The organism is Sinorhizobium sp. 8-89, from assembly GCF_030124325.1.
Lineage (GTDB): Bacteria > Pseudomonadota > Alphaproteobacteria > Rhizobiales > Rhizobiaceae > Sinorhizobium.
Map to the genome: position 1 here is coordinate 141,492 of NZ_JASKLR010000011.1, position 10,445 is coordinate 151,936.

The following is a 10,445-nucleotide window of genomic DNA, read 5'->3' on the forward strand; positions in this document are numbered from 1 at the left end:
GAATTCCGGTTGGCCGCAATGTGCGCTCCTGCTCAGGCAACCCACGCCAGCAGCGCCCCTGGCTCTAAGCTCATCCCCGAGAAAGTGTCAAAACGGCCCGAAAAACGGATGTATGCTTCGACAGATGAACCGTTTTGCGAGAACCCGACGTTCGACGAGGTCTGCATTCGCATCACCTCACGGGTGGGCCTTTCCAAGCGGCCGTGGAGAGTTACATATGTGACATCGTCGTGATCTTGGCCGCCATCGTGATCGCTCTTCGCAATCTTAGGAAATCCTATGAGACTGCCGAAGGGCGGCTTGAAGTGTTGAGAGGGATCAATCTCGATCTCGGCGCGGGAGAGAGCGTTGCCCTGATAGGGGAGTCTGGTAGCGGAAAGAGCACCCTCCTGCATCTCGTCGCCTGCCTCGACCGCCCGGACTCAGGCGAGATCGTGGTCGGGGGTCGAGACATCTCCAAGCTGAATGACCGGGAACGCGCCGCCTACAGACGGGCAGAAGTCGGCCTCGTATTTCAGCAGTTCAACCTTATCCCCTCGCTAGACGTGGCCGCGAACCTCGCTTTCCACGCCAAGCTCGCGGGACGTCACGATTCAGCGTGGGAAAATGAACTCGTGGAGCGCCTTGAAATCGGGGCATTGCTGACGAGATATCCCGAGCAGCTTTCCACGGGACAGCAGCAGCGGGTGGCAATCGGACGAACCCTTGCCGCGCGTCCCGGCTTGGTTCTGGCGGACGAGCCTACAGGAAACCTAGACGAGGCCAACGGAGACGCTGTCCTGGAACTGATGCTTTCGCTTTCGAAGGGAACCGGATCGACGCTGCTCCTGGTGACACATTCGCAAAGACTGGCGGACAGGCTCGACCGGCAGGTGCATTTGCGGTCGGGGAAGATAGAATGATGATGTGGACCGCAGCGACGGCACTTCTGTCCCACTGGAGACGACGGCCGCTGCAGCTCGGCGCGCTCCTGTCGGGCCTGGCGCTGGCCACGGCCCTGTGGTCCGGAGTGCAGGCGATCAACGCAGAAGCCCGCGCGAGCTATGCCCGCGCCGCGGCTGTGCTCGACCAGGACGAGCTGGTGAACCTGGTTTCTCCAAACGGCCGCTCGATTCCTCAGGCCGCCTTCGTGCGGCTCAGACGGGCGGGCTGGAACGTTTCACCAGTTTTGGAGGGGCACTATCGGTTCGGAGCCACCCGGTTGAGGATGATCGGCATAGAGCCGCTGACGATGCCCGTGGAGACCAACACTGTCGATCTGGGAAATGCCGGAGACTTGCTTTCCTTCATCTCGCCTCCGGGCACGCTCGTCGTCTCTCCTGGAACAGCGGAGAAAATACGAGGGCAGACCGACCTTGCATTGCGTGTTTCGGATCAGATGCCGGACGGGGTCGCCTTTGCCGATATCGGCTTGGCGCAGCGGCTATTAAAAAGAGACGGCGAGCTCAGTCGGATTGTGATCGCCGGAGACCAACGTCCCGGTCTGGAGCCGCTCGGAATGCTAGTTCCTGAGCTCTCGGTTCGCGAGACGAATGCGCAAAGTGACGTCGAGCATCTTACCGAGAGCTTTCATCTCAATTTGACGGCTTTCGGTTTTCTCGCCTTCGTCGTCGGGCTGTTAATAGTGTACTCGACCATTGGCCTCGCCTTCGAGCAACGGCGGCCGACCTTCAGAACGCTTCGCTCTCTTGGAGTTTCGTTGAAGGTGCTTGCGGTTCTGCTGATCGCCGAACTTGTCCTTTTCGCCCTTGCCGCGGGGGCGGTCGGAGTTGCCATTGGATATCTGATTGCTTCGCTGCTGCTGCCCGGAGTGGCCGCAACGCTTGAAGGACTCTACGGAGCCAGCGTGCCAGGTACGCTTTCCCTGCGTCCGGAGTGGTGGGTTTCGGGTTTTGCCATCGCCGTGGCCGGAACATTGGTATCGTCAGCACAGAGCCTTTTGCGCTTGATGAGGGTGCCTCTGCTCGCGGTCGCTCAGCCCCAGACCTGGGGACGATCGTCGGAAGCGGGACGGCGGTTTCAGGTGCTGGCCGCAGCGGCTTTGCTATCCCTCTCCGGAGCTCTCCTTCTGTGGGCTGATGGGCTTGAGGCAGGCTTTGGCGTCCTTGGCTGCCTCCTGCTCGGGGCGTCGCTACTTCTCCCCGCCGTGCTCTCCGGATTCCTCACCTTGATGCAGCGGATGTCTTCTGGCGCGCTCGTCACCTGGTTCTGGGCCGACGCGCGGCAGCAACTCCCCGGGCTGTCCTTCGCCCTCATGGCATTGCTTCTTGCGCTGGCGGCAAATATAGGCGTCGGAACCATGGTGGAGAGCTTCCGCCTCACGTTCGTCGGCTGGCTCGACCAACGTCTCGCCGCGGAGCTTTACGTCGCCGCCCGGAACGGAGACGAGGCAGACAGGCTCCGGGCATGGCTCGCAACGAAGGTGGAATCGGTGCTGCCGATCTCTAGCGTAGACGTCGAGATCCGAGGTCAACCGATGCAGGTCTTCGGTGTCGTCGACGATCCGACTTACCGGGAGCACTGGCCCTTGATCGTTGGCATTCCGGACGTCTGGGATCGGGTGGCTTCCGGTGAAGGTGTGTTGGTCAACGAACAGTTGTGGAGGCGGGAGCGGCTCCGCATCGGCGATAAGCTGGATTTGGCGAGCGACTGGGAGGCGACGGTCGTCGGCGTCTATTCGGATTACGGAAACCCAAAGGGCCAGGTCATGGCCGCAATAAACGCCTTGATCTCTCACTACCCGCAGGTCTCGCGCCTGCGCTACGGTCTGCGGGTCCAGCCTGATCAGGTTGCGGACCTACGGTCGAGCCTCTCGGACGAATTCGGACTGCCACCGGATAACATTGTCGATCAAGCGGCATTGAAAGAACAGTCACGGCGGATCTTTGATCGCACATTCTTGGTTACGGGCGCGTTGAACATATTCACGCTTGGGGTTGCGGCATTGGCTATGTTCTCAAGCCTTCTCACGCTTTCGGAAATGCGCCTCCCGCAGCTCGCGCCGGTTTGGGCGATGGGGGTCACAAGACGCGATCTCGCACTTCTTGAGCTTCTGAGGACGCTGGTGCTCTGGCTTGCGACATTTGCTGCCGCTTTGCCCCTCGGCCTGGCGCTGGCGTGGGTGCTTCTCGCCGTGGTGAATGTCGAAGCCTTCGGCTGGCGTCTGCCGATGCATATCTTTCCTTATGAGTGGGTCAGGCTCGGTCTCGTCGCGCTTGCCGCTGGGGTCATTTCCGTATTCATCCCGCTTCGCCGGCTGGCGGGACTCGCGCCGTCGGAACTTCTCAAGGTATTAGCCAATGAGCGTTAGATCGATCGCGATCGCTTTTGCGGTGATGACCATAACCAGTTTGTCCGGAAACCAAGCACCCTCCCAGGGTTTTGGTGGCCTCGGCTCGGCGGCTGAAGGGTTTTCGGTGCCGCAGCCCGGCCTGCCGTTCCATTTCCCCTTTGACCACGGCGCGCATCCGGATTTTCGAATAGAGTGGTGGTATCTCACTGCAAATCTTGAAGCTCCGGACGGAACTCAGTACGGAGCGCAGTGGACCCTTTTCCGGTCAGCGCTTGCTCCGTGGGAGAACAAAGGGTGGTCGAGCCCACAGCTCTGGATGGGTCACGCCGCCGTCACGACTTCGGAAGACCACTTCGTGGCAGAACGCATTTCACGCGGGGGAGTAGGGCAGGCTGGGGTCGTGGCGGAGCCCTTCTCGGCTTGGATCGACGACTGGCAGATTCAGGGAAATGCCGTTCCGGGAGCGGACCAACTGGCTAACCTCAACCTGACTGCGACAGCGGAGGAATTCGGCTACGAACTCCGCCTATTGGCCACGGGCCCGCTGGTCCCGCAGGGCGATAACGGCTATTCGGTGAAATCAGCGAAGGGGCAGGCCAGCTACTACTATTCGCAACCATTCTATTCGGTGACTGGCTCGCTTTCGCTGCCGACGAGGAACGTAGAGGTGACCGGGAAGGCTTGGCTTGACCGCGAGTGGTCGTCACAGCCGCTCGCGGAAGACCAGACCGGTTGGGAGTGGTTCTCGCTGCACCTCGATACAGGGGAGAAGCTGATGGGCTTCCGTCTCAGAGACGAGGGGGAGGGATTTACCTCTGCCACCTGGATCACCGCCGATGGGCGACCGAACCCCTTGCCCGCGGGAGCTCTCAGGATCGTTCCCGTGCGAACCGCCAAAGTCGCAGGGCGTCAAATTCCGGTTTCCTGGAACGTCCAGATTCCCAGTCGCGGCTTTGATGTCACAACCCAACCTCTGAACGACCAAGCATGGATGTCAACGTCCATACCATATTGGGAAGGCCCGATCGCCTTCGAGGGCAGTGTCAGTGGCAGGGGCTACCTGGAGATGACCGGGTACTAGCCCGAAGCTCTGAGTCCCAGGAAACGGTAACGATTTATGATGAAGGCCGCCAGCGCATCGTGCGGTTGTGACGCATCTGGATTCAGCATTTTGTTCGCTTTATAGGCCCAATTGAGACGTTCATCACTTCACTGCAGATGACCGCTTCGGGTCGACTCTGCTCGTTCGTGTAGGTCTCACCAGGGTGGAGAGCCGAAGTTCAATGCGATGGCGACGAACGTCTGCAGTGCAGACTTAGCTACCGTACACTTCAAAGGGCCGGACCCCAACTACTAATCCTGATCGCGGGCAAGACCGTTTCGCGCCAAAAGTCCTATTTGATCGTTCTCATTTCCATCGCTTTGGGCGAGGCCGTATAATGGCTGAGCAAAGCTTTCTAAAGATCGTTCTCGTCACCACGCTCCGGTGCGGGGATTACTATTCTTAGGTAACGCCCGTTCTGAACGGCAAAGGGGATCGGTTGGGGCATCTATGGGAGCTGGTATTGAGCGCTAAGCCACATCGGAAGATCGTCGCGATAGAACCGGATGGTGCAGCCGCTGCAGGAGAGCAGCCGAAGCGTCGGCGATTGTCGTCCGGTGAACGGCGCGTAGCCATCCTTAACGAGGCGGCGGCACTGTTCGCGGAAGCGGGCTTCGGAGCGTCGACGCGGAGCTTGGCCTCGCGCCTCGGTATCACGCAAGCCGCCCTCTACAGGCATTTCCGGAGCAAGGATGAGATCGTTGCCGCGCTGTTCCAAGAGCGTGCCGTGCGTTGGCGCCAAGAGGACTGGCGTACGGCCCTCAACTCGAACGAAGCGCCGCTTGCCGAGCGACTCGGCTGCCTTTATGCCGACTACCTCGGTGCCATCACCGGCCAGTCGATGCGCCTGTTCGTTCGCGCCGGTCTGGACGGCTATGGCCAGCCCGGCCGGCGCGGCGCCGTGCTGACGGCCTCGATCCTCGAGCCGGTCATCGGCGCGCTGAGACGCGAGGCCGGCCTGCCGGACCTTTCAAGCCGCCCCATGCAGCACGAAGAGCGCGAAATCGCCATGACGCTGCACGGGTCCCTCATGTTCCTCGCGATCCGCAAGCACATTTATCGGATGCCGTTGCCGGACGACCTCACGGGACATGCCATGCGCCAGGTGCGCCTTTGGCTGTCAGGTGCGATCGCCGAGATGCGGCAGCTTCACGCCAGTCCTTCCGAAGGGGGCGTGCCACAGCTCGCGCCACGGTGGTGATCGGCCGAGGGCGTACGGGCTCCCCCGATCAGAGCCGCGTTCGCCGGCAAGCTACTTGCCTTCGCGGTCCAGGAGATACTTCGCGTAGGTGAAGTTGAAATCGCGGCCGGCCCGGTTCCGGTGGCAGGAGAAGCATCCGTCGAAATTTGCATCCGCCTTGGGCGCGCCACCGGGCAGGTAATGCGCATAGTCCCAGTCGCCATTGCGCACCTCCGGCGGATAGGCCTCGCCCCAGCCCGCGCGCTTCTCCATGACGAAGATATTGGATATCTGGCCGGTCGGCACGAGCCGACCGTCCGGCCCCAGTTCAACACTGCCGGAAGCGTCCAGCTTCGCCCGGTGATCCTCCATGATGAGAATGGTTCCGTCGGGGGCCGGCTCGCCGGCCTTCGCTTTGGTGTGAGTCTCCGGGCTTACATACATGAAACGGATGGTCTTTCGGTCCGGACGGTCAACAGTGTTGTAAAGCACGAAACGTTCAGCATAGCCGCGCGGGAAGGAGACGCGGTCCGGGCCGGCAAGGGTATAACCAGCGATACCTGTGGCGAAGACGGCGGCCAGGCTGATGGCGACATTCTTGCGCATGATTGCCCTCCCTTACGGCCTTACGACGACGCGGGCGTGCATGCCCTCGTGGATGGCGCATTCGACATCAAACGTTCCAGATTTGCGGACCGCAAGCGTTGTCTGGCTGCCCGGATCCTGCTTGCCGAGGTCGGTCGAAAAGCCGACGGTTGCTATCAGCACATTGTGCGCCTGAGTATCGTCATTCGCAAAAACGAGAGTGTCGCCCACCTTCGCCTCGACCATCGCGGGCGCGTAAGCCGTGCCCGCCATGCCTATGTGGTGTTCGCCGGCATGACTTACAGATGCCAGAAGAGTGCCAGCCAGGATGAGAAGAATTACTGCGCGCATGTCTCCTCCCACAGGTTCATGCGTTTTGCAGGTCAGGTAGCCTTGTCCCGATGGATTAAGTTGTCAACCGACAACTTAATCCATCGGTGAGGATCACGGATCTTTGAAAGGTCTCGGACGGTCTTTCTTGCCCCGGCCCGGTGCGTTTGGCACCGAAGGAAATGCGGCCGGTCGGAACGATCGATATGATGCTCGATTATATGCTACAACACTGGCAGGTACGGGAAGATGTCGAAAAGCTCCGACACAAGATCTTCACCGACAGCGCCCGAGCCGCGAAAGGGAACGCCAAGTCCCAGACTTGCGGAGAGCGAATTTCGCCGCCGCTTCCGTAGCGGGTTTCAGGATCGGGCTTTCGATGGTCTTCGCCCGGAATTGGACAAGATCGCATCGGCGGCATGGGACGCTTATAAGCACCAACGAGATGCACCTCAGTCCGAACCGCTGCTCCTAGGCCTTCTTCTGTCCGGAGAGTTTTCCACCCATGGGCTTGTCGCGGTTGCAAGCGTCGGAAATGTCCTCGGCGGTGTTTGCAATTGGATTGTCGGGCTTCATCGACCGCTCCACGAAAGGCCCTGGTTTTCGGTCAAGTCCTCCACCTTGGATCGGGCGAGCGGCTGGTATGCGGCGATGGGCGGGCCGCTCGCAAAAAAAACGTCCGACGAGTACGCGTTTCACCTGATGCTCCAGACCTGCACCTCCTGCCACGCCAAGTTTCGCCTCCGGGCAGAGTAGCCGTCGTGTGCAGCTACGGTCGAGTGGCGAGCTGGCTCTGCTGCTTGCGCCAGCCGTAGCGCGTCAGCCCGCGCGGTTTGTAGATCGAAAGCACCGTCGCCGTGATCAGAATGACTATGCCGCCGCCGGCATGGACCACGAGTGAGCTTCTCAGACCGAGGAGATCGGCTTCCGCCAGTCCTTTCGAAGCGGCCGCCGCAAGATAGCCGATTAGGTCCAACTGCAGCAGCAGGACCACAGCGGTCAGAACGGTCAGCAGCAGCTTAGCAAGCACCCAGTAATGGCGGAACAGGCCCCAGACGGTTCCGAGTGCCTGGACCAGTCCAGTGATGAGCGACGCGAAAACCAGCGGAACTATGACGAGCCGCGCAAGGGCGTCCATCGCCACATAGAAGCTTCGCGCCGTCTGGGCATCCGCGCTGCCCAGGCCGACCAGCCCGAGTGCAAGGAAGCACGCCACTGCGCCGAGCGAACTGACGGAGAAAATGACGTGCACGACGAGCGTAAACTTGCGGAGCGCTGGAGACATCGTCATGAACGGTTACCTGCTGGCGGCATTTCGCTGCCCGGCGACATGTGGCGGCTTGGGCCGTGGGGACCGCCAATATCGAAGACGACGATTGCCGCTGCCAGCAATATCAGCACAGCGGCAAGCATTCCGGATATTTTTACCCAGCGCGGCATGCCAGGATAATTGTTTCCCTCAGCCATCTCGATGTGTTCGCCTCTGATCTTGCCGTCTCGCTCCCGCATTCGTGATCGGGAGTTTTGCAACACCTCAAAGTTTACCAAATATTTAGGTTAATTTTCTCGGTCTGAAATGGGCTATTTCGATCTGACGCATAATCGGACTGCGCTACATGGCGTGAGTTGCCGTGAGGCCAAGACCTCCGGCGGCCATCCAGACGGCCATGGCGATCATCATCAGGTTCTCGGTCAGCGAGATGAACCCAAGGGGGACATTGCTCGATCCGCCGACGCAGGCACACTTCAGTTCACGCTTGTCGATGTAGACGGCCTTGAAGACCGAGACAGCCCCTACAGTACCGATGAACATGGCGACCGGAACCGACAACCAGTTCAGAACGCCTGCCACCATGAGAACGCCAGCCAGTCCTTCTGCATAGGGATAGATGTAGCTGTATGGTACCCAGCGCTTTGCCAGGAGATCATAGTTCAGGAACATCGTCGCAAAGGTCTCGACGTTCTGGAGTTTCATCATCGCCAGAACCACCATCGAAAAGGCAATGAACCATTCGGCTGCGCGCAGGGTGAATGGAGTTCCGAAGACGGCCTGGCTCGCCGCCATCGCCATGAGCGCAACCAGCGTGAACAGCACGATGACCGGGCGGTAGCTCGTTGCTTTGGGATCGGCGACGGGCTTCCCGAGAAAGCGGCGCAGATCGTCGTAGCCGCCGACCCGCTTGCCATCGATGAAGACCTGAGGCGTCGTCGGCACGCCGTGTTGCGCCTTGAAAGCGTCCGTCTCCTCGCGGGTCGTCAGGTGATGATCCTCCACCTCGTAGCCTGACCGCTGTAGCAGGTCCTTCGTCTTCAGGCCGTAGGGGCAGGTGTGGCTTGGCATCACCATCCGGTACAGGACGGCTTTCTTGCCGAGATTCTGCGGATTGGTCCTGTCCAACATTTTCACATCTCCTTGTCCTTGTGAAATCGTTGACAGGACTATAAGTTCCGTACCATGGTACGCAGTCAAGCCCCTCAAGAACTGACAATCGGGAAACTCGCCGCCGCCGGAGGCGTGGGCGTCGAGACCATCCGTTTCTACCAGCGCAGGGGGCTGCTCGCGACGCCGAAGCGGCTGGAGGGCGTGCGCCGTTATGGTGGCGAGGACGTGCGTCGGCTGCGGTTCATCAAACAGGCGCAGACGGCGGGCTTCACGCTGGAGGAAATTGGGGAGCTTCTGGCGCTGGACGCCGGAGAGGACCGCTCGGCGGCGCGGGAACTGGCAAAGAAGAGGCTCGAGCAGCTCGAGGCGAGAATCGGAGAGCTTAATCGTGCTCGGCAAGCGCTCCGCAAGCTGGTGTCCGATTGCTCAGAGGACAAAACAGGGCCTTGCCCGATCCTCGCCTCCTTCGGGCTATGAAGTTCGCATCAAGGCAATTGGTGGGACGTGTCGCTTGGCAGATAACTGTGAGAATGCGGCTGTTTCGCCTTTGATTTGGCATTTAATTTGAGAATCGAGCGGTCATAATTCTCAGGCTAACTGCCGTAAACTGTTTGCTATCTCATTGTATTTACGTATCTTTGTGTTCGTTCTTCATAGAAGCCGTGCGGTCACGCCTCGGCGCTGGTTTCTCAAATTAAATGCCAAATGGCCGCCGTATTTCTCAAATTAAGTGGCAATTCTCAATTTATGTGCGTGACTAACTATTTGAAATTATTGCAACCAGAGTCTGGCAATTAAATGGAAAGCGACAGCGGATCTTTAATGCTGGCTTTGAGATGGATGCCTGATGTCAATCGATGATATGGTAGCCGCCGTCGACATAGAGTACCTGGCCGGTGATGAGCCGGGCGGCCTCGTGCGCGAGAAATGCAGTCGCAACGCCTACGTCGTCGATGTCGACCAGTTGACGCGTCGGCGACTTCACTTTCGTCTTCTCCAGGAGCGCATCGAACTCGGGAATGCCGGAGGCAGCGCGGGTCGCCAGAGCGCCGGGTGAGATCGCGTGCACGCGAATGCCTTTCGGTCCGAGTTCCGCAGCAATGTAGCGCACGGCGCTCTCGAGCGCGGCCTTGGCCACGCCCATGATATTGTAGTTCTCCACCACCACCTGAGAGCCGTAATAGGTCATCGTAAAAAGCGTTCCGCCTCTCTTCATCAACGGTTCGGCGAGGTGCGCCATGCGGATGAAGGACCAGCAGGAAATCTCCATCGTCGTCAGGAAGCCCTCGCGCGCGACGTCGGTCACCCGCCCGCCGAGCGCATCCTTGGGCGAAAAGGCGATCGAGTGGACGAGGAAGTCGAGCTCTCCCCAGCTCTCAGCGATGCGTTCGAAGACCGCCTCCATCTGGCCGGGCACGGCAACGTCCAACGGCAGGACGATCGGTGCCTCGAGCTCGCGCGCCAGGGGCTCCATATAGGGCTTGGTCTTGTCGTTGAGGTAGGTGACCGCCAGGTCCGCTCCGAATGCGCGGAATGCGCGGGCGCAGCCCCAGGCGATCGAGCGGTCGTTGGC

At 60.1% G+C, this 10,445-nt stretch carries 10 protein-coding genes and 1 pseudogene; 6 read left to right on the forward strand and 5 right to left on the reverse strand.

Features of this window, described 5'->3' with window-relative positions:
* Positions 1-245 precede the first annotated feature (245 nt).
* The 4 genes from QN219_RS20675 (at position 246) to QN219_RS20690 (ending at position 5,595) form a co-directional block, all read left to right on the forward strand.
* Positions 246-902: an ABC transporter ATP-binding protein gene (locus tag QN219_RS20675; RefSeq protein ID WP_284001850.1), complete on the forward strand. Its 657-nt coding sequence runs from the start codon at positions 246-248 to the stop codon at positions 900-902.
* A complete protein-coding gene (locus QN219_RS20680; RefSeq protein WP_405052181.1) occupies positions 902-3,310 on the forward strand; it encodes an FtsX-like permease family protein in 2,409 nt (802 codons plus the stop codon). Before QN219_RS20675 ends, QN219_RS20680 begins: the two co-directional genes overlap by 1 nt.
* The gene (locus QN219_RS20685) at positions 3,300-4,373 is read left to right on the forward strand and encodes a lipocalin-like domain-containing protein (RefSeq protein WP_284001752.1); all 1,074 of its coding nucleotides are present in this window, start codon (positions 3,300-3,302) and stop codon (positions 4,371-4,373) included. Before QN219_RS20680 ends, QN219_RS20685 begins: the two co-directional genes overlap by 11 nt.
* Positions 4,374-4,857: 484 nt before the next feature.
* The gene (locus QN219_RS20690) at positions 4,858-5,595 is read left to right on the forward strand and encodes a helix-turn-helix domain-containing protein (protein ID WP_284001753.1); all 738 of its coding nucleotides are present in this window, start codon (positions 4,858-4,860) and stop codon (positions 5,593-5,595) included.
* Between the two features lie 51 nt (positions 5,596-5,646).
* On the opposite strand, the gene QN219_RS20695 is transcribed toward QN219_RS20690, so the two are convergent.
* Both QN219_RS20695 and QN219_RS20700 read right to left on the reverse strand, forming a co-directional pair.
* Entirely contained in the window at positions 5,647-6,180 is a 534-nt protein-coding gene (locus QN219_RS20695; RefSeq protein ID WP_284001754.1) for a cytochrome P460 family protein, read from the reverse strand.
* A 12-nt stretch (positions 6,181-6,192) separates the two neighbouring features.
* Positions 6,193-6,510, reverse strand: a complete 318-nt coding sequence (locus QN219_RS20700; RefSeq protein WP_284001756.1) for a cupredoxin domain-containing protein — start codon at positions 6,508-6,510, stop codon at positions 6,193-6,195.
* A gap of 228 nt (positions 6,511-6,738) precedes the next feature.
* Between QN219_RS20700 and QN219_RS20705 the strand changes: the two are divergent.
* Positions 6,739-6,948: pseudogene (locus QN219_RS20705) on the forward strand (NADPH-dependent FMN reductase); the annotation flags it as partial.
* 310 nt (positions 6,949-7,258) lie between these two features.
* Here QN219_RS20705 and QN219_RS20715 read toward each other — a convergent pair.
* Positions 7,259-7,780 (reverse strand): hypothetical protein, encoded by a 522-nt coding sequence (locus QN219_RS20715; protein WP_284001757.1) that lies wholly within the window; start codon positions 7,778-7,780, stop codon positions 7,259-7,261.
* A 321-nt stretch (positions 7,781-8,101) separates the two neighbouring features.
* Positions 8,102-8,890, reverse strand: coding sequence for a glutaredoxin family protein (locus QN219_RS20720; protein ID WP_284001759.1), 789 nt, complete (start codon positions 8,888-8,890; stop codon positions 8,102-8,104).
* A gap of 54 nt (positions 8,891-8,944) precedes the next feature.
* On the opposite strand from QN219_RS20720, the gene QN219_RS20725 reads away from it, so the two are divergent.
* Positions 8,945-9,349, forward strand: coding sequence for a MerR family transcriptional regulator (locus QN219_RS20725; protein ID WP_284001761.1), 405 nt, complete (start codon positions 8,945-8,947; stop codon positions 9,347-9,349).
* A 373-nt stretch (positions 9,350-9,722) separates the two neighbouring features.
* Here the strand turns inward: QN219_RS20725 and fabI are convergent.
* Positions 9,723-10,445 (reverse strand): enoyl-ACP reductase FabI (gene fabI / locus QN219_RS20730; protein WP_284001762.1); only part of this gene is annotated, 723 nt, incomplete at its 5' end.

Coding starts and splice junctions, on each gene's coding strand:
- QN219_RS20695 (WP_284001754.1), bottom strand. CDS start 6,180: ATGCGCAAGAATGTCGCCATCAGCCTGGCCGCCGTCTTCGCCACAGGT.
- QN219_RS20685 (WP_284001752.1), top strand. CDS start 3,300: ATGAGCGTTAGATCGATCGCGATCGCTTTTGCGGTGATGACCATAACC.
- QN219_RS20700 (WP_284001756.1), bottom strand. CDS start 6,510: ATGCGCGCAGTAATTCTTCTCATCCTGGCTGGCACTCTTCTGGCATCT.
- QN219_RS20680 (WP_405052181.1), top strand. CDS start 902: ATGATGTGGACCGCAGCGACGGCACTTCTGTCCCACTGGAGACGACGG.
- QN219_RS20715 (WP_284001757.1), bottom strand. CDS start 7,780: ATGACGATGTCTCCAGCGCTCCGCAAGTTTACGCTCGTCGTGCACGTC.
- QN219_RS20725 (WP_284001761.1), top strand. CDS start 8,945: ATGGTACGCAGTCAAGCCCCTCAAGAACTGACAATCGGGAAACTCGCC.
- QN219_RS20720 (WP_284001759.1), bottom strand. CDS start 8,890: ATGTTGGACAGGACCAATCCGCAGAATCTCGGCAAGAAAGCCGTCCTG.